The following is a 21,293-nucleotide window of genomic DNA, read 5'->3' on the forward strand; positions in this document are numbered from 1 at the left end:
TGACCTTAAGATGACGAGGCATGGCCCCCAAGTTCAGCATCGTGGTCCCCTGCCATGCCTCGCGGGCCTGGCTGCGGCCGTGCCTGGACTCGGTGCTCGGGCAGTCGTTCGCCGACTTCGAGGTGATCGGGGTGGACGACGCGGACCGGGACGGTTCCGGCCGGATCCTGGACGAGTACGCCGCCGCGGACCCGCGGGTGCGGGTGCTGCACCTGGAGGAGAACGTCGGCCTGGGACCCGCCCGGAACGCCGGGCTGAAGGAGTGCCGCGGCGAGTACGTGCTGTTCCTGGACGCCGACGACACCTACACCCCGGGTTCGCTGGCCGCGATCGCCGCCCGGATCGACAACACCAACCAGCCGGACATCGTGATGTTCGACTACGAGCGGATCTTCTGGGACGGCCGGGTGCTCGGCAGCCAGCGCCACGACGCGTTCGCGCGCGAGGGCGCCGGCGTGTTCACGGCGGCCGAGCGGCCGATCTTCCTGACCTTCCTCGAGGTCGTCTGGAACAAGGCGTACCGCCGGGAGTTCCTCACCCGGCACGGCTTCGGGTTCACCAGCGGGTTCTACGAGGACGCGCCCTGGACCTACTCCACGATGCTGACCGCCGAGCGGATCGCCACCCTCGACCGGATCGTGGTGCACTACCGGCAGCACCGCACCGGCGGCAACATCCACGCCACCAGCGGCCGCCGGCAGTGGGACATCTTCGACCAGTACGACCGGGTGCACGCGTTCATCCAGTCCGACCCGGAGCTGACCGGCTGGCGCCGGTTCGCGTTCGACCGGTCGCTGGACCACATCCTCGCCGTGCTCGCGAAGCCCGAACGGATCGACCCCGACGACCGGGCCGAGTTCTTCCACGCCGCGCACGCGTTCGCCAAGCGCTGGAAGCCCGACGGCTACAGCACCGATCGCACCGCCCGCGGGTTCAAGCGCTGGCTGCTGATCCACGACGACTACGCGACCTACTCCACGCTGAAGCTCAGCTCACGGATGCTGCAGGTCCCGAGTCCGCGCAAGACCGTCGGCAAGCTGCTGCGCCGCGGCAAGCTCGACCCGAACCTGGTCGCGTACGCCGCCTACTGGTTCAAGCAGTTCGCCTGCAACCCCCGGGCGATCTACGAGAAGGCGGCCGAGCTTGCACCGCACTTGCGCGGTGTCTGGGTCGTCGACAACGACCACGTGAGCGCGATCCCCGAGGGCGTCGAGTACGTCGTCGCGGACTCCCCGGCGTACGACAAGCTGCTCGGCAAGGCGACGTACGTCGTCAGCAACATGAACTGGCCGAAGGAGCTGGAGAAGCGCGAGGGGCAGATCCACCTGCAGACCCAGCACGGGACGCCGCTGACCACGGTGAACCTTCCGGACGAGGGCAAGGAGGAGTTCCTCCGCGGCGTCGACCGCTGGGACTTCAACCTGTCCTCGAACCGGTACTCCTCGGAGATCTGGGAGCGCATCTACCCGGCGTACTTCGAGGAGCTCGAGTACGGCTATCCGCGCAACGACCGGCTGCTCACCGCGAGCCTCGACGAGGTCCGGGCGATCCGGGCCGGATTCGGGTACGACGACTCGCACCTGGTGATCCTGTACGCGCCGACGTCGGGCGACGGTGTCGACCCGGGCCGGCTGGCGGCCGCAGCCGGTCCACACGCCCGCGTGCTCACCACCTCGCAGAACGCGCGGGACGAGGACCTGCTGCTGGCGGCGGACGTGCTGATCTCGGACTACTCGTCGATCACCTTCGACTACGCCAACCTCGACCGGCCGATCCTGCTGCACCTCGGCCAGGACCGGCCGGACGCGTACTTCGACGTCGCCGAGTTCCCGCCCGGCGTGGTGGCACGGTCCGTCGAGGAACTGCTCGGCGCGCTCCGGACCGGGACGTTCGGCTCGCCCGAGGCGGCCAAGCACCGGCAGCTGTTCCGGGAGAGGTTCTGCGAGTTCGACGACGGGCGCGCGGCCGAGCGCGTCGTCCGGCGGGTGCTGCTGGGCGAGACCGACGTACCGGCGATCACCCCGCTGGCCGAGCGGTCCCCGGCGCCGTCGGCGTACTTCGTGCATAATGGCTGACATGTCGATCAGCCTGAAGCCGTCCCACGCCGTGCGCGTGCGCTTCAGCCTGCGACGACGACGCACTGTCTGAACACCTCAGCCTGTTCCAGTCGCGTCTCCCTGAAGGACCATAGTCATGTCCGCAGTTCTGCCTGTCCTGTCCACCAGACTGTCCGCTGCCGCCACGGCCGCGTTCGGTACGTCGTACGACCCGGAGCTGCGGTCCGCCACGAAGCCGGAGTTCGGGCACTTCCAGAGCAATCTCGCGCTCCGGATCGGCAACGCGCTCGGCAAGCCGCCGCGGGAGATTGCGGCACAGCTCGTCGCCGCGCTCGACATCGACGACCTGTGCCGGCCGCCCGAGATCGCGGGTCCGGGGTTCATCAACCTCACGCTGCTGCCGCAGACGCTCGCCAAGGCGGTCAACGAGCCGGAGACGTTCGGAAGCAACGGCCAGCGCGTGGTCGTCGACTACTCCCAGCCGAACGTGGCCAAGCAGATGCACGTCGGTCATCTCCGGTCGACGGTGATCGGCGACGCGCTCTGCAACGTCCTGCGGTTCGTCGGGTACGACGTCGTCCGGCAGAACCACGTCGGCGACTGGGGCACGCAGTACGGGATGATGATCGAGCAGTTGCTCGACGAAGGCATCACCGCCGAATCCCTGGATCTGGAGGGGTTGCAGCGGCTGTACGAGCGGAGCCGGAAGCATTTCGATGCCGACGGCACCTTTGCCGACCGGTCGCGGTTGCGGGTGGTCGCGCTGCAGTCGGGCGACCCGGAGACGCGGGCGATCTGGCGGCACATGGTCGACGTGTCGCTGGACGACTTCGACAAGGTGTACGCGCTGCTCGGGTCCGCCCTGACCAGGCAGGACGTGTACGGCGAGAGCGCCTACAACGACGACCTCCCGCACGTCGTCGACGACCTGCTGAAGCAGGGACTGCTGGTCGAGTCCGAGGGTGCGATGTGCGCGTTCCTGCCCGGCTACCTCGGCCGCGACGGCGAGCCGCTGCCGGTGATCGTCCGGAAGTCCGACGGCGGATTCGGCTACAGCGCGACCGATCTGGCCGCGGTACGCCACCGGGTCAACACCCTGCACGCCGATCGGATCGTCTACGTGGTCGACCACCGGCAGGCGCTGCACTTCGACATGATCGTCACACTCGCGAGAACGGCCCACTGGCTCGACGTTCCAGCTGAACACGTCTCCTTCGGCACTGTCCTCGGACCGAACGGAAAGCCCTTCAAAACAAGGGAAGGCGGCACGATCAAGCTCGTCGAGCTGCTGACCGGTGCGGTCGACCGGGCCGACGCGCTGCTGGCCGGTCGCGAGGGCATCAATCGGGAGGCGACCGCGCGGGCCGTCGGCATCGGCGCGGTGAAGTACGCCGACCTGTCGAGCGACCGGGGCAACGACTACGTGTTCGACCTCGACCGGATGGTCGCGATGACCGGCAACACCGGCCCGTACCTGCAGTACGCGCACGCCCGGCTCACGCGGCTGCTCGCCAAGGCCGGCCAGGACGCGACAGAGGTCACCGAGCTCGAGGACCCCGCCGAACAACGGCTGGCACTCCTGCTCACCGGCTTCGCCGCGACCGTCGAGCAGGTCGCCGAAACCCTGCAACCGCACAGGCTCTGCACCTACCTGTACGACGTGGCGTCGGCGCTGTCCGTGTTCTACGAGCAGTGCCCGGTGCTGAGCAGCGAAGGCGAGACCAGAGCAAGCCGGATCGCCCTCTGCACGGCGACCCGGAAGGTGTTGCAGGATGGACTCGGCCTGCTCGGGATCGAGGCCCCCGACGCGATGTGAGTCATTGGAGGACGGATGCTGCCGTGGTCGGCCGAGTTCAAGGGACGCCTGGATCAGACGACGTACACGAGTGAGCTGCTGCGCGGGAACCCGCTCGGCGACCCGCACGAGCGGCCGGTGCTCGTCTACCTGCCGCCTGGGTACGACGACTCGACCGAACGGTATCCGTCGATCTACGTGACCATGGGCTACACCGGCCACGTCGGCATGTGGTTCAACCGCGTCCCGTTCCGGCAGCCGTACCCGGAGCTGCTGGACGCGATGTTCGCCGAGGAGGGCGCGCCGAAGGCGATCGTGGTGTTCGTCGACTCGTGGACGAAGTACGGCGGCAGCCAGTGCCTCGACTCGCCCGGCACCGGGCAGTACCAGTCGTACCTGTGCGACGAGATCGTGCCGTGGGTCGACGCGACGTACCGGACCGTTCCCGACCGCGACCACCGCGCCGTCACCGGCAAGTCGAGCGGCGGGTACACCGCGATGGTGACGCCGCTGCTGCGGCCGGGCGTGTTCGGGGCGCTCGCGACGCATGCGGGCGACGCGCTCTTCGACGTCTGCTACCGGCCCGAGTTCCCGGAGCGGGCGCGGACGTTGCGGGACAAGTACGACGGCAGCTACGACAAGTACTTCGAGGAGCTGGCCACCAAGACCGGCCGGACGACGATGGAGGACCTGCACCTGCTGGAGATCTACGGGTACGCGTCGGCGTACTCCGCGGAGCCCGACGGCACGGTGCTGCTGCCGTTCGACGACCTGGGCGCGATCGTGCCGGAGATCTGGGCGCGCTGGCTGTCGCGCGACCCGGTCGAGATGGTCAAGGAGCCGCAGTACGCCGAGGCGCTGCGCTCGTTGCGCGCGGTGTGGATCGACGCGGGCAAGCAGGACGAGTACTACCTCGACCTCGGCGCCACCGCGTTCCACCGCGCCGCGCAACAGGTCGGCGTACCGGAGGAGCGGCTGCACTTCGAGCTGTTCGAGGGCACGCACGGCGGCATCGAGTATCGCTACCCGCTGGCGGTGCGCTGGCTCGCGGAGCAGCTCAGCTAAATCACATGCCGTCGGGGCGTGGACGCCGTACCGTCGAGGGATGAGCTGGCCGGAGGGGATCGAAGCGCGCCCGATCGACAAGGGCGACGTCGAAGCGTGGGCGGCGTTGATGGCTGCCAAGGAGAAGGTCGACCAGGACGGCGAGAACTACAGCCCGGAGGATCTGTCCGAGGAGCTGGATCTCCCGCACCTCGACCTGCCGCGGGACAGCCTCGGCCTGTGGGCCGACGGCCGGATGATCGGCTACGGCATCGCGCACGTCGCGACGTCCGTGGTGGACGTCGACCGCGTGCGCGCCGAGGGCACGATCGACCCGGAGTGGCGGCGGCGCGGCCTCGGTACGGCGCTGATGCACTGGCTGATCCGGCGCGCCGGCGAACTGCACGCGGCCAAGCACCCGGAGTCGCCCGGTCAGGTCGGCGCCGGCACGAACAGCGACAACGTCAGCGCGATCAGCATGCTGGAGCGGCTGGGGTTCAAGCCCGAGCGGTTCTTCTTCGACATGCGGCGGCCGCTCGACCAGCCGGTGCCCGAGGTGCAGCTGGCCGACGGACTGCGGCTGGCGTCGTACGACCCGGCGTACGAGGAGTCGCTGCGGCAGGCGCACTTCGAGGCCTTCTCCGACCACTGGGGCTGGACGCCGCCGACCGTCGAGGCCTGGCGGCAGCGTTCCGTCGGAGCGCGGGCGTTCCGCGGCGCGCAGTCGTACGTCGTGCTGGACGGCGACACCGTGGCGGCGTACGTGAACTGCTTCGAGTGGGAGGCGGACACCGAGGCGACCGGGGTCCGCGAGCTCTACATCGGCCAGGTCGGCACCCGGCGCGCGTACCGCGGCCGCGGGCTGGCACGCGCCACCCTGGCGAAGGTGCTGGCCGAGGCCGCACAGGCCGGCTACGAGCGGGCCTCGCTCGGCGTCGACGCCGACAACCCGACCGGAGCCCTCGGCCTGTACGAGCGCCTCGGCTTCACCACTCACAAGAAGTTCACGAACTACCAGCTGCCGATCCGCTCAGACGTGTGAGTCCACGACGGCCGGAGCCTCGACCGGCTCCGGCTCGTTGCGGAACCACTTCCACGGGCGGACCGTGAACACGATCATCGCCAGGCTCAACGCCGCGTAGACCAGCGCGCCGACGAACGCCGCGTGCACACCGTCGACCAGGATCTCGCGCGGAATGGTGGCCGTGGAGTTCCGGCTCGCCGTACCGAAGATCGTGACCAGGATGCCGAGGCCGAGCGCGCCGCCGACCTGCTGGACCACGTTCAGCATGCCGGACGCGGCGCCCGAGTCCTCCGGCGCGACGCCCTCGATCGCGCGGCCGACCAGCGGGATGAAGATCATCCCGGCGCCCGCGCCGAACAGCAGCAGCGGCCCGACAACGTCCTGCAGGTACGCGCTGTGCGCCCCGAGCCGGGTCAGCCAGACCGTGCCGAGCGTGACGAGGACCGACCCCACCAGCATCAGCTTGGCCCCGTCGATCCGGGTGATCAGCTTCGGTACGACGCGCGACGCGGTGAACAGCAGACCGGTCAGCGGCAGGAACGCCAGCCCGGCCGCGAGCGGGCTCAGCTCGAGCACGCCCTGCAGGTACTGCGTGAGGAAGAAGAACATCCCGAACATCGTCCCGACCACGAGCAGCATGGTCAGGTACGACGCCGAGCGCACCGGCGACCGGAACAGCCGCAGCGGGACGATCGGGTGGCTGACCCGGCGCTCGACCAGGACGAACGAGACGAGCAGCACGACACCGGCCGCGAATGCGATCAGCACCTCGGCCGACGACCAGCCCACCTCGGCGACCCGGATGAACCCGTACACCAGCGAGGTGATGCCGAGCGTCGACGTGAGCGCGCCGGCCACGTCGAACCGGCCGGTCTCCGGCGCGGTCTCGGTCAGCACCCGGCGGGCCGCGATCACCAGCGCGATACCGATCGGGACGTTGATGAACAGGCCCCAGCGCCAGGACACCCAGTCCGTCAGCATCCCGCCGAGCACCAGCCCGACGCTGCCGCCGCCGGAGGAGACCAGGCTGTAGTAGCCGAGCGCCTTCATCCGCTCGGGACCTTCGCGGTACGTGAGCATCAGCAGCGTCAGCGCCGCCGGGGCCGCGATGGCACCACCGATGCCCTGCAGGACCCGGGCGGCCAGCAGCAACTCGGCGTTCGGAGCGAGTCCGCCGAGCAGCGAGGCGAGCGTGAAGACGCTGATGCCGGTGACGAACACCCGGCGGCGGCCGAGCAGGTCGCCGGCGCGGGCGCCGAGCAGGAGCAGACCGCCGAACGCGAGCGCGTAGGCGTTCTGCACCCAGGACAGGCTGGACGGGCTGAAGTCCAGGGCCTGCTGGATGTGCGGCATCGCGATGTTCACCACGGTGCCGTCCAGGATCACCATCAGCTGGGTGACCAGGATGACTGCGAGTACGACCCCCGGCCGCCGGGCAGGCGTGGCCGAGTCGGCGCCGGCCGGCGCCGCTGATGTTGCCGACATAGTGCTCCTTACCCCGGAGGGGCTACAGTTGTGAGAGAAAGCGGAGACTTCCTCCGGATACAATACGGAGGCATCCTCCGCTTTTGCAACCGATATTCTGGCCGGACTTTCGGCATGGACTGCGAGGAGGCTTGGTGGCGCCGCAACCCCTGCCGTGCGCGCGGCCGACCCGCGCGGACGCCGCCCGGAACTACGACCGCCTGGTGACGGCCGCCCGGGACACGTTCGCCGAGCACGGCACCGGCACGTCGCTCGAGGAGATCGCCCGCCGGGCCGGCGTCGGCATCGGCACGCTCTACCGCCGGTTCCCGAGCCGGACCGCGCTGCTCGAGGCGGTGTACGTCGACGAGATCCAGTCGGTCTGCGACCGCGCGTACGACTTCGACCGGGAGCTCGAGCCGTTCGACGCGCTCGCCGCGTGGCTGCGCAGCTTCGTCGGCTACGGCCTGTCCAAGAAGAGCCTGGCCGGTGAACTGATCGATGCTCTGGGCAAGGACTCGCCGTTCTTCGCGGCCTGCAAGGCGAACGTGCAGGAGGCCGGGCAACTGCTGCTGGACAAGGCGAAGGCGTCCGGCGACGTCCGTCCGGAGCTGGAGCTGATGGACGTCATGCGGCTGGTCGGCGGCATCGCCCACAACTCCGACACCCAGCCGGAGCAGGCGCATCGCCTGCTCGACATCGTGCTCTGCGGCCTCAGGCCCGCTGCCTCCTGAGGTCGTCCAGCGAAGGGTTCGCGGCGTCCCGCTCGGTGTATTTGAGGTCGTCGCCCGGCCAGTCGATGGCCAGCTCCCGGTCGAACGGGTCGACGGCGATCCGCTCCGGCGACCAGTGCTCGTTCACCAGGAAGTTGTACGTCGTGTGCGGCGTCAGCGTGCAGAACGAGTTCCCCACGCCGCGCGGCACGTAGAGTGCGTCCGACGTACCGAGCTCGAAGGTCTCGACGCGGCCGAACGCGGCGGTGTCTCGCAGCTCCACGACGGCGGCGAACACCCGGCCCGACGACGGCGACAGGTACTTGTCCCAGGGCTCGGCGTGGATCCCGCGCAGGACGCCCGCCTGCTCGAAGTGCGCGACGTTGTGCTGGACGACATCCATCCCGAGCTCGGCGAGTTTCGCGCGGTGGAAGTTCTCCTTGAACCAGCCGTCGTCGTTGGGCTTGACCTCCAGTTCGATGCGCAGTACGCCGTCGATCGCCGTCCGGTGCGCTCTCACCGGCGCACCTGGCGGCGGGCGTCCAGCTGCGCCTGATCCGCTGCAGTCAGGCCCGCCTCCCAGCCGGCGCCGTTCGTGATCCGGGTCCGCCGGGTCGTCGTGTGCGGGAACAGCTTGGTGTACAAGGCCTCGACCCGCTCCTCGCGTTTCGTCAGCACCGGCAGCAGCCGCTGCGCATCGGTCTCCGGTACGGCGGCCTCCGCAGCGGACGCGGTCGCTTGGAGACGCTCACCGATCCGCAGCGCGTACGCCATCAGGAACGACTGCCGGAACGATCGGGTCCGGGACTCACCGCGCCGGCCGACGTGTTTGCCTGCGGCAAGCATCGCGCGATTCGCCTGCACCAGCAGCGAGGTGCTGAGGATCTCCGTGTGCTGCAGATCCAGCTCGGAGCCGACGATCGTGACCACGGCCAGCGCCTCGATCACGACGGTCCGGCACCGGTTCGCCGCGGCGACCGCACCGACCAGCTGTGCCTTGGCCGAGACGTACGGCGTCTCCACCCAGAGCCGGCGCGCGGCCGAGTCGTCCGGGATCTCCACCTCCGCCTCCACCAGCGCGCTGTCGAGCGAGAACTTGGCCATCAGCTCTTGCGCCTTACCGGACAGGGCTTCGGCCTCGTCCGGGAACTCGGTCGCCTCCGCCTTGGCGAGCAGCGCCCGGATCCGCGCGAGCATCTTCCCGTTCGCCGGTACGGCGGCACGGTCGTGGCGGGCCGTCGTACCAGGTATGGGCAGCAGGCGGGCCATGATCGGCAGCGTCTGCAGGAAGCCCGCGATGGACAGGGCCTGGTGGAAGAGCAGATAGCGACCGATCCGAGCCGCAGCGGCCCAGGAAGTGAGGCTGAGTTGCGTAAACGGCTGTGTCACCCCGACATCGGTGAGCTGGTCGAGCCAGCGCGGGTCGATCGTGTCGGGGTGGTAGGAGCGGTGCTCCTCGGAGATCGTGGCGACCAGCAGCGGCTCGATGCCGGGGTCCAGCTCGCGGCGGCCGTACTGCACGACGTCGGCCGGCGCCCAGCCGCGCTCCCAGGCCGTACGGAGCAAGCCGGTGAGAAACGACTCCAGGCAACGATCCACCTGCGCCCGGTCACGTTCGTCGTACGCCCCGAGACGCGCCAGTTCCGTATCCGCCCGATCGTCGCCTCGGGCAACACTCGCCGCCGCGACCGGCAACAGGCGCAGGATTTCCTCGTCACTCACCCGGCCGAGTCTGACACCGGGAGGATTTCCCGCTCAACCGGGACCGCGATCCCTTGTGGACAACCCGCCGGTTCTGGATGCTGGGAGCAGATCTGGTGCACAGCTCGTGCGCTGCGCATCGGTCCCGCCGGGGGATCAGGCACCGAGCCTGACGGCGGCACACATTCGGGGAGGATCACGCATGACTCAGCTTGCGGAGGAATTCGAGGCCCTGCGGGCGAACCTGCAAGGGACGGTGCTCACACCGGCCGACGAGGGGTACGACGCGGCGCGGCGGCTGTGGAACGCCGAGCACGTCCGGGAGCCGGCGGTGATCGTCCAGCCGCGGTCGGCCGCGGACGTCCAGGCCGCCGTACGGTATGCGGTTGCCGAAGGGCTCGAGATCGCGGTCCGCGGCGGTGCGCACAACATGGCGGGGCTGTCGTCGGTGGACGGCGGACTGATGATCGACCTCAGCCTGCTCAACCAGGTGTCGGTCGACCCGGAGGCGCGGCGGGCCCGCGCGGGCGGCGGGGCGCTGCTCGGGGACCTCGACGCGGCGACCCAGGAACACGGACTCGCCGTACCGGCCGGCATCGTCAGCCACACCGGCGTCGGCGGGCTGACGCTCGGCGGCGGGATGGGGCTGCTGACGCGGATGCACGGGCTCAGCATCGACAACCTGGAGTCGGTCCAGATCGTCACGGCGGACGGGAGTCTGCGGCGTGCCGCGGCGGACGAGAACGCGGACCTGTTCTGGGCGGTGCGCGGCGGGGGCGGGAACTTCGGGGTGGTGACCGAGTTCGAGTTCCGGCTGCACCAGGCCGGGCCGATCGTGAACTACGGCATCGCATTCTTCGACCAGGCGGACGGCGCGCAGATGCTGCGGGCGGCGCGCGAGGTGATTCCGGCGCTGCCGCGCGAGGTCAACGTGGTGATCGCCTGCCTGAACGCGCCGCCGGCGCCGTTCGTCCCGGCGGAGCACCACTTCAAGCTCGGGTACGCGCTGGTGGCCGTTGGGTTCGGGTCGGCGGAGCAGCACGCGGAGGCGATGCAGCGGTTGCGCGGGTCGGTGGCGCCGCTGTTCGAGTTCGCGACGCCGATGCCGTACGTCGCCGTACAGCAGCTGCTCGACGAGCCGAACGCGTGGGGGACGTACCACTACGAGAAGGGGACGTACCTGTCGGAGCTGAGCGACGGGGTCATCGACGTGATCACCGAGCAGTTCCCGCTGAAGACGTCGCCGCTGTCGGTGACGATGTTTTACCACCTCGACAACGGCTACCTGGAGACTGCGGACGACGCGACCGCCTTCAGCGGGCAGCGGGCGGAGCGCTACGCGATGTTCGTCATCGCTACTACACCGGTCCTGGAGGCGCTGGAGGCGGAGCGCGCGTGGGTCCGCAAGTTCTGGAACGCCCTCCAGCCCCACGCGATCAACATCGGCAGCTACGTCAACGGCCTCACCGACCCCGACGAGGACCGCCTCCGCGCGTCGTACGGCACCAAATACGACCGCCTGGTCGACATCAAACGCAAGTACGACCCGACAAACATCTTCCACCGCAACCAAAACATCAAGCCATAACCACCAGCGGTACCGCTCGGCTCCGGGTTCGTCGAGTCGTGGATTCTGGCGGCCGCGCGGCAGCCACGTTCCACGACTGGGCGAACCGGCCCGGAACCCTTCTCCACGACTCGGCGCCCAGGAGCCTTAGATCGAGGCGGCGCCGTCTACTACCAGGACCTGGCCGTTGATGTTGGTGTTTTCCAGGAGGAGCATGCGGATTACGGGGAGGACTTCTTCGGGTTCGGTGAGGTGGCCGGTGGGGGTTCGGCGGGTTATTTGGTCGAGTTGGGTCTGGCCCAGGACGGCGGACATTTCGGAGGCGAAGAAGCCGGGGGCCACTGCGTTGGCCAGGACGCGGCCGCCGAGTTCGCGGGCCAGTGCGCGGGTGGCGGCGTCCATTCCGCCCTTGGTGGCCGAGTACGCGACCAGGCCCGGGAATCCGCGTTGCGCGCAGATCGACGTGATGTTGACGATCCGGCCCTTCAAGCCCTTCGCCAGCATCCGGCGCAGGACGAAGCGCGTGAGGATGAGCGGTGACGTGAGGTTGGTCTGGATGATCTCCGCCAGGTGCTCCGCCGACGTGTGGACGTGGAGCGAGTCCTGGCCGATCGCCGCGTTGTTGACCAGGCCGTCGATCGGGCCGAGTGCCTGCTCGACCTCCTTCACGAACGCCTGCCCGGCCGCCTGGTCGTTGACGTCGACCGACCCGTAGTACAGATGGTCCGGGTACTTCTCGCCGAGCGCGGTCAGCTCCGGCGTGACGGTGCGGGCGAACGCGGCCACCTTCCGGCCGGTCTCCAGCAGGTCGGTGACGATCGCGAGGCCGAGCCCGCGGGAACCACCCGACACGAGCACGACCGACGCCGGCGGGAAAGCACTGGGAATTTCAGACATCGCTCTTCAGGGTTTCCTTCTGCGGGATCTCGTCGAGGAACTTGATCCGCCGCGGCACGCCGTAGTCCGGCAGCCGGGTCGAGCACCACTGGACCAGGTCGGCGTCGGTGATCGGGCCGAGTGACCGGTTCGGGACCACCTCGGCCGCGACCATCCGGCCGACCAGCGGCGCCTTCCGGGCGAACACCCGCGCCCACGAGACGCCGGGATGCCCCATCAGCACGTTGCGGACCACACCCGCCGACACCTTGGACCCACCGACGTTGATCTCGTCGCTGTCCAGCCGGCCGGTGATCAGCACCCGGTCGCCGTCGTACTCGACCCGGTCGCCGGTACGAACAGCGCCGACCAGCCCGGCGCCGTGGTGCGGCGAGCGGATGACGAGCTCGTCGCCCTCGACACTCAGCACCGGGCGGTCCGGCCGCGGCTCGCGGTCCAGCCACGCCTTCGGGAACCCGGCCTTGCCGTCGTGGACGACGATCGACGCGCCGACCTCGGACGAGGCGTAGATCCAGGAGATCCGCGCCTTCGGGAAGATCTCCCGGAGCTGGTCGAGGATGGCCTGGTCGACGGGCTCGCCGCCGAGCGTGAGCTGCTCCAGCGGTACGGCGCCCAGCGCGTCGGCGTCGCGGTAGATGGCCTGACGCCAGAAGGTCGGCGTACCGGACGCGGCTGTCACGCCGTGCTCGGTGGCGATCGCGGGCCAGTCCTCCAGCTCGTGCGGCTCGACGACGACGAGGCCCTGGTCGGCCTGGGTGAGCGAGAGCGTGACGACCTGCCACCAGGCGTAGGTGCCGGGCGAGTACGGCAGCAGCCAGGTGCGCGGCGGCTGGTCGGCGGTGACCGTGGTCAGGGACTCGAGCGTGTGGCCGATGCGCTTGGGACGGCCGGTGGAGCCGGAGGTGAGCAGCCAGGCCCGCCCGGACTCCTCGACCCGCTTGAGTTTGGCCGGCGTGACCGTGCCGTCGGGCAGGACGATCGCGAACCCGGACTCGCCCAGCTCCTCGCGCATGAGCTCGTCCACCCGGGTCTCGGTGGCGACGAGGAGCTCGGTGCCGTGTACGGCGTGGTGGCGCAGCGCGGCGAGCGCGTCGGCGCCGTTGTCGACGAGGACAGCGGCCGGCGACGGCAGCTGCGGGAGCTTGTGCAACGTCCGCCAGGTCAGGCGCTTGCCGCCGACGACGACGGTGTTGTCGTCACCGATCAGCGCGGTGCTGCGGCGCCGGGTGCTCACGCCGACTGGAGGTGTTCGATGAAATCCAGTACGTCGCCGACCGTCGCGATCCGGCGCAGCCCGGGGGCATCGAAGTTCAGCTCGTCGCCGAGCTCGTCCTCCACCCGGAGGGCCAGCTCGGAGAAGTCCAGCGACCGGAACCCGATCTCGCGGAGGTCCGCCGTGTCGTCGGCCGGCAACGCACGGCCCTGGGCCGTCATCACCTCACCCATCAACTCCCTGACCCGACTCCGATCCACCGAACTCATAGTCCCGAAGCCTAGCCGCGGACGTCCCCCACTCCCAACCATCCGCGGGGCGGGTTCGTCACGCTCGGGCGAAAGCGCCGGCACGGGGTCCTGCCGGGTTGGTGAGTGGGGCGCGTCGCCGGCCGCCGCAGGAAGCGTTTCAACCGTTTGATCCGGCTCCTGATCTCCAGCACGGCCAGGGTGATCACCGGGGCCGCGGCGGCGAGCGCGGCGAGCAGGATCTCCTCGACCGGCAGGCCGGCGATGTGCTGCACGAACACCGGGACCTCCCGAACACTGCGGGGTGTGGGAGATTACCGAGTGTAAAGAGGAAATTCCTGCTGGTAAACGGCTGACCGGCCACGAACCGGACGGACCGGACTCATACACTTTGCCGATGACCAGAGCGGCCGGGCGCGGCAAGCGGACCGCGGCGTCGGTGACCCTGCCCGTGCTGCCGATCGCGTGGTTCGTCGCGTTGCAGGAGCACCCGCCGTGGATGCCGGCCGCGTACCTCGGCTACCTGCTGGTCGTGATCGTCGTGCCCGGCACGATGTTCTGGCGGCGGCTGACCGGTGGAGTCGGGTGGAGGTCGGCGGACGTCGTCCTCGGTACGGCGTTCGGGCTGGCCGTCGAGGCCCTGATCTACCCGCTCGGGATGCTGTTCAAGATGCCGTTCGCGGCCTGGTTGATGCCGGCGCTGGCGCTCGGGATGTGGCGGGCGTTGCCGCGGCCCGCGCTGCCCGAGCGGCCGACGCCGTGGTGGTCGATGGCGGGCATGATGCTGGCGGTCGGCGTCGCGGCCGCTTGGTTCGTCCGAGTCGGCTCGCAACTGATCCCGCTCAACGGGCCCGAGGCGCTCCGGCCGAACTCGGACGCCCCGCACAACCTCGCGCTCGCCGGTGAGCTCACCCATCACTTCCCGCCGCGGATCCCGTACGCCGACAGCGGCTGGCTGACGAGCCACTGGGCGGCGTACGAGCACCTCGCGTCCGCGCACTGGATCACGACCGTGCCGCTCGACGTGCTCACGCACCGGATGGCGCCGTTCGCGTGGATCCTGCTGACGGTTCTGGGCGCGGCCGCGGTGGCGATGCTGCTGACCGGCCGTGCGGTGGCGGGTCCGATCGGGGCGGCGCTGGTGGTGGCCGGCGGCGACCTGGTCGCGTGGCCGTGGGCGGTGTCGGACCGCGTGTTCGCGGACGGGCCGTTCTCGCTGGGTCAGCTGACGAATCCGCCGCAGGCGTTCTCGACGGTGTTGCTGCTGCCGTTGATCGCGGTCACGGCGCTGCTGTTGCGACGGCGTCCGGGCACGACGCGGGGTCAGTTGTTCCGGCTGTTCGTCGCCGCGGGCGTGCTGGTCGCCGCGCTGGCGCTGACGAAGGCGACGGCGCTGCCCGTGTACGCGACCGGGCTCGCGGTGGCGTGGATCTACCTGACGGTCCGGGCCGGGCGGTTGAACCTGCGCGCGCTGGTGCTCGGGCTCGGCGTTGCGGCGGCGTACGCGTTGACGTTCTTCTTCGTACTGCGGGGCGCGGCCTCGAGTGTGCGGTTCGATCCCGGGGCGACGTTCGAGAGCCTCGCGGAGCGGATGGGCGGCGGGTCCGCGGTCACCGTGATCGGCGCGGTGGTCGTGGTCGGCTGGGTCATGCCAGTGGTCGGCGCCTTGCTGATCAGGCGGCGGGTGCCGCGCGATCCGATGGCGGCGTTCCTGCTGGCCGGATTCGCGGCCGCGGTGCTCGGGGCGTCGCTGCTCGCCGATCGTGGGGACACCCAACTGTTCTTCGTGCGGACCGGGTTCGTGTTCGGGGTGCTCCTCGCGACGTGGGGCCTGGGGTCGCTGGAGCGGCGCCAGTACTGGATCGCCGGGGTCGCGCTCGCGATCGGCGCCGCCGCGATCTACTGGGGGCGGTACCGCTCGCCGGATACGTGTACGTCGGCCGACTGCTTCGGTCAGGGCCTCGTCGTCGCGCTGGTCATCGCCGTACTCGGGATCGGTGTGTTCGGGCTGGTCCTGCGCGGTTCGCGGCGGACCTGGGCGGTGATCGCGGTCGCAGTGCTGGTGGGTACGACGGTGTCGCCGACAGTCGCGTCGGTACGCCGGTTCGCGTCGCCGCCGCTGACCGAGTACGAGTCGATCGCGCCGGGCGGAATCGAGGCCGCGCGTTTCATCCGGCGGAACTCGGGGTCGAACGACCGGATCGCCACGAACCTGCACTGTCATCAGCCGCGGGCGTCGCACTGCGGGATCGGGTCGTACTGGATCGCCGGGTACGCCGAGCGGCGCGTGCTGCTCGAAGGATGGGCGTACCGGACGCGGGTGGACGACAGCTATCCGGCGGGCGTGCAGGGACCGTACCGGGACCAGGAACTGCTCGAACTGAACGACGAGGTGTTCAGCAACCCGAGCCGGCAGGCGATCGAGACGTTGCGGACGAGGTACGACGTGCAGTGGCTGCTGCTCGACGAGCGCGTGAGCGCACCGCCGGAGAACCTGGAGAGGCTGACCGAGCTCAGGTTCCAGCTGGGGACGGTCCGCGTCTACCAGATCTACCCGCCGCCACCGGAGAACCCGTTCCCCTCCCCGACACCAACGCCGACGCCGATACCGACCTTCACCATGCCGACGTCCCCCACGCCGACGTTCCCGACCGGGACGCCGTCGCCGGGTCAGACCCTGCCGACGCGGCCGTCGCCGACCGTGAGCTTCCCGACGTTGACGCCGTCGTCGAGCCTGCCTACGTTCAACACCGGCTCGGCCCCGACCACGCCGGGACCGAGCCGGTAGGCATCAGCGGAGCGAGACCGCCGGAATCGGCACGCTCTGGTTGGCGAGCCGGTCCAGCGCGGTGACGGAGTAGATGTACGCCGTCCCCGGAGTGGCCGTGCTGTCGGCGTACGACTGCGCAGCCCCGGTCGAGCGGACCGTGGCGATCAGGTTGCGGGCGTCGTTGTCCGGGCAGTGGTCGCCGCCGCGCAGCTCACGCCGGTAGATCGCGTACGCCGTGGTGTCCTGCGACGTCCGCGACCACTTCACCTGGACACCGTCGGCGGTCCGCGTCGCGTGCACCGCGTGCGCCGGCAGCGGCGCGCGGGAGTCGAGCGCGGGCATCGTCGGCACCAGCGCCGGCCGCGAGTACCAGGTGTTGTTGAGCAGCGTGGTCGCCCCGAGCCGGTCCGCGCGCACGTCCTTCGCAGAGAAGTAGATGTTGCCCTTCACCTCGGGGATCGTGCTGGTGAACGCCAGGTGGTCGCTCAGCTCCTTCGGGTCCGACCAGTCCGGCGACTGCGCCGACGTACCGACCTTGTACGTCGCCTCGCCGATGTAGAGGTGGACGCGGGTGTCGCGGACCTGGTCCGCCCACCACGGGACGAGCTTGTTGTAGTCCGCCGGCGCGAACCCGCCCGCCCAGTAGACCTGCGGCACGATGTAGTCGATCCACTCCTCGCGGACCCACTTCCGGGTGTCCGCGTACAGGTCGTCGTACGTCTGCGCGCCGGCCGTGGTGTCGGAGCCCTCCGGGTCGGTGCCCTTGTTGCGCCAGACCGCGAACGGCGAGACGCCGAACTTCACCCACGGCTTGCTCGCGTGGATCTTCTGGTCGAGCTCCTGGATCAGCAGGTCGATGTTGTTCCGCCGCCAGTCGGCCAGCTTCGTGAAGCCGCCGCCGTACTGCGCGAACGTGGCCGCGTCGTCGAACACCTGGCCGGCCACCGGGTACGGGTAGAAGTAGTCGTCGAAGTGCACGCCGTCGATGTCGTAGTTCTCGACCGCGTCCATGATCGCGTCCTCGACCAGCTCGCGCGCGGCCGGGATGCCTGGGTTGTAGTACAGCTTCCCGCCGTACGAGACGACCCAGTCCGGGTGCTGGCGCGCCGGGTGGGTCGGCAGCAGCGCGTTGATGTCGGTGTTCATCGACAGCCGGTACGGGTTGAACCAGGCGTGCAGCTCGAGGTTCCGCTTGTGGGCCTCGGCGACCGCGAACGCCAGCGGGTCGTAGCCGGGGTCGCCGCCCTGCTGGCCGGTCAGGTACCGCGACCAGGGCTCGACCTTGGACGGCCAGAACGCGTCCGCGGTCGGCCGGACCTGCAGGATGACCGCGTTGTGGTTCTGCCGGGCCGCGTCGTCGAGCCAGCCGATCAGCTCGGCCTGCTGCTGCGCGGCGCTCAGGCCGGTCTTCGAGGGCCAGTCGATGTTCACCACCGACGCGACCCAGCTGGCCCGGAACTGCCGCAGCGGCGTGGACGCGCTCGGCGCACACTTCTGCTCGTTCCCCGCCGTCTCCACGGCCGACGCCGTACTGCTCAGACCACCGAGCAGCACACCGGCCGTCACCCCGAGAACACCCATCGCCCGCCAGACTCTCATGTCACTCTCCGACTACGCTTTCCGGTGAAGTGGAAAGATGTTTACACATCTGGGGACTTCCCGGAAGACGCTAGGTTAGGTGCATGCTGCGGACCGCCACTGACGACGATGTCGACACGATCCGGCGACTGCGGAACCAGCAGGCCAACCGCGACGTGAGCATCACCGCGCACGAGATCGGCGCCGACGAGCACGCCGCCTGGTGGGCGAAGACGTCGGTCGACCCGTCGCGGCGGGTGCTGATCTACGAGCGCGCCGGGGCGACCGCCGGGGTGGTCAACTTCTTCGACCTGGACGGTACGACGGGGGCGTGGGGGTTCTTCCTGGACGCCGACGGGCTGGCCGAGCGGGGCGAGACGCTGCCGGCGTGGATCGAGATCATGCGCGAGGCGACGGCGTACGCGTTCGACGAGCTCGGTCTCGACGTACTCACCGGCGAGGTCCTGGAACACAACACCGTGGTCCGGCAGATGAACCGGCGGTTCCGGTTCACCGAGGGCACCCCGGAGACCCGGTACGCCGACGGGCGCGAGGTCACCGTGATACCGATCAGCCTGCGCAAGCAGGATCGTAAGGGGAAGAAATGAAGTCGATCGAGATCGGTGGGGTGCCGGTCGGGCCGGAACACCAGCCGTTCGTCATCGCCGAGATGTCGGGGAACCACAACGGCGACCTGGAGCGGGCGCTGGACATCGTCCGGGCCGTGGCGGAGACCGGCGCGCAGGCGCTGAAGCTGCAGACCTACACCGCGGACACGATGACGCTCGACGTCGACCTGCCCGCCTTCCGGCTGCCGGCCGAGCACGAGCTGTGGAGCGAGGCGCGGCTCTACGACCTGTACCGGGAGGCGCACACACCGTGGGCCTGGCACGAGCCGATCTTCGAGCTGGCGGCGTCGCTCGGGATGGTCGCGTTCTCGTCCGCGTTCGACCCGACCGCGATCGACTTCCTGGAGAAGCTGAACGTTCCGGCGTACAAGGTCGCCTCGAACGAGATCGGTGACCTGCCGCTGGTCCGCGGGATGGCCGAGACCGGCAAGCCGATCATCATCTCCACCGGGTCCGCGACGCTGACCGACATCGACGCCGCGGTCCGGGCGGCGCGCTCGACCGGCAACGAGCAGATCATCGTGCTGTCCTGTACGGCGAGCTACCCGGCGCCGCCGGAGCAGTCGAACCTCCGCGGCATCCCGGTCCTCCGCGACGCCCTCGGCGTCCAGGTCGGCCTGTCGGACCACACGATGGGCATCGGCGCCGCCGTCGCCGCGGTCGCCCTCGGCGCGACCGTGATCGAGAAGCACGTGACACTGAAGCGCGTCGACGGCGGCGTCGACTCCGCCTTCTCCCTCGAACCGTGGGAGCTGGAGCTCCTCGTCGAGAGCACGCGCGTCGCCCAACTGTCCCTCGGCGACCCCGTTATCGGCCCCAAGCAGGCCGAGCAGAACGTGCTCCGCTTCCGCCGCTCCCTCTACGTCACCCAGGACGTCCAGGCCGGCGACCTCATCACCCCCGACAACGTCCGCTCCATCCGCCCCGCCGGCGGCCTGGCCCCGGACCTGTTCCCCCAGGTCGCGGGCCGCCCCTTCCGCACCGCCGCGAAGGCCGGCACCCCGCTCACCTGGGACCTGCTCTGATGTATCTCTTGTTTCCGGGCCGGCACCACGTGCTGACCCGATTTCAGGGTGAGTTCCTGCGGGAGCACGCTGAGCGGACTGTGGTGTGGGCGGTGACGTCGGCCAATCATCAGACCACCAAGCGGAATCCCGTGCCGTTCCATCGGCGGGAAGCGGCGATCGAGCGGTTCAGCGTGGTGGAGGGGATTCGGTCGCTGGTGGTCGGGGTGGTGGACACACCGCCGACGGACGAGTTCGCCGAGGTGACGGTGAAGGCGATCGAGGCCGGGACCGACGATCTCGTGCGGTTGACGCCGGAGAACACGGTCGTCGCGTGTTCAACGCCTGAGGTGAGCAAGTTGTACGAGCAGCTCGGGTACCAGGTGATCGGGGTCGAGCCCGAGGGTACGGCGCGCCCCTGGGACGTGCTGCTGATGATTGCTGCGGGCAACGAGCAGTGGAAGGAGCTCGCGCATCCGGCGACCGTGGACGTCTTCGAGCGGTACGCCCTGGACGCGCACGTCGCGCGCTGCGTCAACGACCCGGTGGTCGGCGACGACGGCGGGCTGACCACGACGCGCGACTACAAGACGTACGCCGACGCGTTCGAGACCGCGGCCGACCGGAAATGGCTGCAGATCAAGGACTTCGTGCGGCCCGGCCGGATCCTCGACATCGGCTGCGCGACCGGCGCGACCCTGCAGCTGGTCGACGCGGACCCGCGCTTCCACGAGTCGGACCTGATCGGCGTCGAGGTCGCCCGGCACCTGTACGCCGAGTGCGTGCACAAGAAGGAGCAGGGCCTCTTCGGCAACCCGAACGTCTACTTCTACCAGCGCAACATGCTCGGCTCCGCGGTCTTCCCGCCGCGCTCGATCGACACCACGCTGACGCTCGCGCTGACCCACGAGATCTGGTCGTACGCCGACGGTTCGCGCCCGGAAACGGTGCAGCGGTTCGCGGACGCGCTCTACGCGCACACGGCACCGGGCGGAGTGTGGATCAACTCCGACGTGTGCGGGCCGGACGAGCCGGAGCGTTCCGTCGTACTGACGCTGGACGACAGCGACGGCGAGAACCCGGACGATGTCGTCGTACTCGAGGCGCTCGGCGACCCCGCGGCGTACGTCGGGAAGCTGTCGACGCGGGCGCGGTTCTTCCAGTTCGCGCACGACTTCCGGCGGAACGCGAAGGTGCCGTTCGGGTACGACGTCCGCGGCGACGGGTTCGTGCTGCGGCTGGCCGACGCGATGGACTTCCTCACCCGGAAGGACTACGTCGACAACTGGCTGAGCGAGACCCACGAACAGTTCTGCGGCCTGAACTTCGCCGGCTGGTCAGCCGTCGCCGAACGCGCCGGCTTCACGATCGACCCGTCCTCGAAGAGCTGGCGCAACGACTGGGTCGTCGACAACCGCATCAGCCCGGTCGCCGCCATCACCACCCCCGACGGCGACCGCGTCGACTGGCCGGTCACGCACCAACTGCTGATCGCGCGCCGCTGACGCGGCTTGCCAGCTCAGCTGGAGGGTTGCCCCCTCAGATTTTCAGTGGGCAACCCTCCAGTTGAAGGGATGCCCCCTGATCTG

The 21,293-nt window shown here is 69.6% G+C and carries 18 protein-coding genes; 10 read left to right on the plus strand and 8 right to left on the minus strand.

The features are described 5' to 3' along the window. Positions 1–20: 20 nt before the first annotated feature. The 4 genes from ABN611_RS09375 (at position 21) to ABN611_RS09390 (ending at position 5,938) form a co-directional block, all read left to right on the plus strand. Positions 21–2,075 carry a CDP-glycerol glycerophosphotransferase family protein gene (locus ABN611_RS09375; protein WP_350279420.1) on the plus strand — a complete coding sequence of 685 codons (2,055 nt, stop codon included), beginning with the start codon at positions 21–23 and terminating at the stop codon, positions 2,073–2,075. Between the two features lie 118 nt (positions 2,076–2,193). Continuing rightward, positions 2,194–3,873, plus strand: coding sequence for an arginine--tRNA ligase (gene argS, locus ABN611_RS09380; protein ID WP_350279421.1), 1,680 nt, complete (start codon positions 2,194–2,196; stop codon positions 3,871–3,873). Between the two features lie 15 nt (positions 3,874–3,888). Then, complete coding sequence (locus ABN611_RS09385; protein ID WP_350279422.1) at positions 3,889–4,917, plus strand: alpha/beta hydrolase-fold protein; 1,029 nt, start codon at positions 3,889–3,891, stop codon at positions 4,915–4,917. Between the two features lie 40 nt (positions 4,918–4,957). After that, a complete protein-coding gene (locus ABN611_RS09390) occupies positions 4,958–5,938 on the plus strand; it encodes a GNAT family N-acetyltransferase (protein WP_350279423.1) in 981 nt (326 codons plus the stop codon). Here the strand turns inward: ABN611_RS09390 and ABN611_RS09395 are convergent. Then, positions 5,927–7,405 carry an MFS transporter gene (locus tag ABN611_RS09395; protein ID WP_350279424.1) on the minus strand — a complete coding sequence of 493 codons (1,479 nt, stop codon included), beginning with the start codon at positions 7,403–7,405 and terminating at the stop codon, positions 5,927–5,929. The genes ABN611_RS09390 and ABN611_RS09395 overlap by 12 nt on opposite strands. 134 nt (positions 7,406–7,539) lie before the next feature. On the opposite strand from ABN611_RS09395, the gene ABN611_RS09400 reads away from it, so the two are divergent. Continuing rightward, entirely contained in the window at positions 7,540–8,118 is a 579-nt protein-coding gene (locus ABN611_RS09400; RefSeq protein ID WP_350279425.1) for a helix-turn-helix domain-containing protein, read from the plus strand. Here the strand turns inward: ABN611_RS09400 and ABN611_RS09405 are convergent. Both ABN611_RS09405 and ABN611_RS09410 read right to left on the minus strand, forming a co-directional pair. Then, a complete protein-coding gene (locus ABN611_RS09405; RefSeq protein ID WP_350279426.1) occupies positions 8,099–8,617 on the minus strand; it encodes a dTDP-4-dehydrorhamnose 3,5-epimerase family protein in 519 nt (172 codons plus the stop codon). The two genes, ABN611_RS09400 and ABN611_RS09405, sit on opposite strands and share 20 nt — an antisense overlap. Further along, positions 8,614–9,819, minus strand: coding sequence for a DUF2786 domain-containing protein (locus ABN611_RS09410; protein WP_350279427.1), 1,206 nt, complete (start codon positions 9,817–9,819; stop codon positions 8,614–8,616). Before ABN611_RS09410 ends, ABN611_RS09405 begins: the two co-directional genes overlap by 4 nt. Before the next feature lie 181 nt (positions 9,820–10,000). Here ABN611_RS09410 and ABN611_RS09415 point away from each other — a divergent pair, with 181 nt between their 5' ends. Beyond that, entirely contained in the window at positions 10,001–11,386 is a 1,386-nt protein-coding gene (locus ABN611_RS09415; protein WP_350279428.1) for an FAD-binding oxidoreductase, read from the plus strand. Between the two features lie 126 nt (positions 11,387–11,512). Here the strand turns inward: ABN611_RS09415 and ABN611_RS09420 are convergent, their stop codons facing one another. The 4 genes from ABN611_RS09420 to ABN611_RS09435 are packed head-to-tail and all read right to left on the minus strand — an operon-like array spanning position 11,513 to position 14,004. Beyond that, the gene (locus tag ABN611_RS09420; RefSeq protein ID WP_350279429.1) at positions 11,513–12,262 is read right to left on the minus strand and encodes an SDR family NAD(P)-dependent oxidoreductase; all 750 of its coding nucleotides are present in this window, start codon (positions 12,260–12,262) and stop codon (positions 11,513–11,515) included. Beyond that, positions 12,255–13,496 carry an AMP-binding protein gene (locus tag ABN611_RS09425; protein WP_350279430.1) on the minus strand — a complete coding sequence of 414 codons (1,242 nt, stop codon included), beginning with the start codon at positions 13,494–13,496 and terminating at the stop codon, positions 12,255–12,257. The genes ABN611_RS09420 and ABN611_RS09425 overlap by 8 nt, the downstream gene beginning before the upstream one ends. Then, positions 13,493–13,744, minus strand: a complete 252-nt coding sequence (locus ABN611_RS09430; RefSeq protein ID WP_350279431.1) for an acyl carrier protein — start codon at positions 13,742–13,744, stop codon at positions 13,493–13,495. The genes ABN611_RS09425 and ABN611_RS09430 overlap by 4 nt, the downstream gene beginning before the upstream one ends. Positions 13,745–13,755: 11 nt before the next feature. Continuing rightward, positions 13,756–14,004 (minus strand): hypothetical protein, encoded by a 249-nt coding sequence (locus ABN611_RS09435; RefSeq protein WP_350279432.1) that lies wholly within the window; start codon positions 14,002–14,004, stop codon positions 13,756–13,758. A gap of 116 nt (positions 14,005–14,120) precedes the next feature. Here ABN611_RS09435 and ABN611_RS09440 point away from each other — a divergent pair, with 116 nt between their 5' ends. Further along, positions 14,121–16,511 (plus strand): hypothetical protein, encoded by a 2,391-nt coding sequence (locus tag ABN611_RS09440; RefSeq protein WP_350279433.1) that lies wholly within the window; start codon positions 14,121–14,123, stop codon positions 16,509–16,511. 3 nt (positions 16,512–16,514) lie between these two features. Here the strand turns inward: ABN611_RS09440 and ABN611_RS09445 are convergent, their stop codons facing one another. After that, entirely contained in the window at positions 16,515–18,092 is a 1,578-nt protein-coding gene (locus ABN611_RS09445; protein ID WP_350279434.1) for a family 10 glycosylhydrolase, read from the minus strand. A gap of 83 nt (positions 18,093–18,175) precedes the next feature. Between ABN611_RS09445 and ABN611_RS09450 the strand changes: the two genes are divergently transcribed. From ABN611_RS09450 to ABN611_RS09460, 3 genes are read left to right on the plus strand one after another with little or no spacing between them, the layout of a single operon-like run. Next, positions 18,176–18,679 carry a GNAT family N-acetyltransferase gene (locus ABN611_RS09450; RefSeq protein ID WP_350279435.1) on the plus strand — a complete coding sequence of 168 codons (504 nt, stop codon included), beginning with the start codon at positions 18,176–18,178 and terminating at the stop codon, positions 18,677–18,679. Then, positions 18,676–19,725, plus strand: coding sequence for a pseudaminic acid synthase (gene pseI, locus ABN611_RS09455; RefSeq protein WP_350279436.1), 1,050 nt, complete (start codon positions 18,676–18,678; stop codon positions 19,723–19,725). The genes ABN611_RS09450 and pseI overlap by 4 nt, the downstream gene beginning before the upstream one ends. Further along, positions 19,725–21,209 carry a class I SAM-dependent methyltransferase gene (locus tag ABN611_RS09460; RefSeq protein WP_350279437.1) on the plus strand — a complete coding sequence of 495 codons (1,485 nt, stop codon included), beginning with the start codon at positions 19,725–19,727 and terminating at the stop codon, positions 21,207–21,209. The genes pseI and ABN611_RS09460 overlap by 1 nt, the downstream gene beginning before the upstream one ends. Positions 21,210–21,293 lie beyond the last annotated feature (84 nt).

The sequence above is a fragment of the Kribbella sp. HUAS MG21 genome, from assembly GCF_040254265.1.
Taxonomy (GTDB): domain Bacteria; phylum Actinomycetota; class Actinomycetes; order Propionibacteriales; family Kribbellaceae; genus Kribbella.

Excerpts from the sequence above, each read along its gene's own strand:
- ABN611_RS09420 (WP_350279429.1), bottom strand. The coding sequence starts at position 12,262 with ATGTCTGAAATTCCCAGTGCTTTCCCGCCGGCGTCGGTCGTGCTCGTG.
- ABN611_RS09395 (WP_350279424.1), bottom strand. The coding sequence starts at position 7,405 with ATGTCGGCAACATCAGCGGCGCCGGCCGGCGCCGACTCGGCCACGCCT.
- ABN611_RS09415 (WP_350279428.1), top strand. The coding sequence starts at position 10,001 with ATGACTCAGCTTGCGGAGGAATTCGAGGCCCTGCGGGCGAACCTGCAA.
- argS (WP_350279421.1), top strand. The coding sequence starts at position 2,194 with ATGTCCGCAGTTCTGCCTGTCCTGTCCACCAGACTGTCCGCTGCCGCC.
- ABN611_RS09375 (WP_350279420.1), top strand. The coding sequence starts at position 21 with ATGGCCCCCAAGTTCAGCATCGTGGTCCCCTGCCATGCCTCGCGGGCC.
- ABN611_RS09445 (WP_350279434.1), bottom strand. The coding sequence starts at position 18,092 with ATGAGAGTCTGGCGGGCGATGGGTGTTCTCGGGGTGACGGCCGGTGTG.
- ABN611_RS09385 (WP_350279422.1), top strand. The coding sequence starts at position 3,889 with ATGCTGCCGTGGTCGGCCGAGTTCAAGGGACGCCTGGATCAGACGACG.
- ABN611_RS09430 (WP_350279431.1), bottom strand. The coding sequence starts at position 13,744 with ATGAGTTCGGTGGATCGGAGTCGGGTCAGGGAGTTGATGGGTGAGGTG.
- ABN611_RS09450 (WP_350279435.1), top strand. The coding sequence starts at position 18,176 with ATGCTGCGGACCGCCACTGACGACGATGTCGACACGATCCGGCGACTG.
- ABN611_RS09390 (WP_350279423.1), top strand. The coding sequence starts at position 4,958 with ATGAGCTGGCCGGAGGGGATCGAAGCGCGCCCGATCGACAAGGGCGAC.
- pseI (WP_350279436.1), top strand. The coding sequence starts at position 18,676 with ATGAAGTCGATCGAGATCGGTGGGGTGCCGGTCGGGCCGGAACACCAG.
- ABN611_RS09460 (WP_350279437.1), top strand. The coding sequence starts at position 19,725 with ATGTATCTCTTGTTTCCGGGCCGGCACCACGTGCTGACCCGATTTCAG.
- ABN611_RS09440 (WP_350279433.1), top strand. The coding sequence starts at position 14,121 with ATGACCAGAGCGGCCGGGCGCGGCAAGCGGACCGCGGCGTCGGTGACC.